Raw genomic sequence first — 319 nt, forward strand, 5'->3', positions numbered from 1 at the left:
GATGGAGAAACGCAGCAGCCGGATCGGTACCATGTCGTCCAAACAATTCGACGTCAAGAATCAGCTTTGTCTCGATGTCTATTGCAGCGTACAACCAAGACCACTCGCCATTGATTTTGACAGCGGTCTCGTCGACCGCAACCCGCTTCGGCTTCGCCTCAGGCGGGTTGTGACCGCTGTCAGCCAGCCGATGTACCCACTGCCAAACAGCTTGATGAGAACCTTCAACCCCGAGTAATCGGAGAATTTTTTGTCTCTCTGAGTGAACAGCCGGTCGCGTGAAGCTGGACAGTGAACGCCCTAACGGGCGTCCTCAGAA

General features: G+C 54.5%; 1 pseudogene. It reads right to left on the bottom strand.

The annotated features are described in order from the left end of the window. A pseudogene (locus NKF06_RS20885) lies at nt 1–317 on the bottom strand (DDE-type integrase/transposase/recombinase); the annotation flags it as partial. Nucleotides 318–319: the final 2 nt, after the last annotated feature.

It is taken from the genome of Haloferax sp. AB510, from assembly GCF_024136985.1.
In the GTDB taxonomy this organism is placed as follows: Archaea; Halobacteriota; Halobacteria; order Halobacteriales; family Haloferacaceae; genus Haloferax.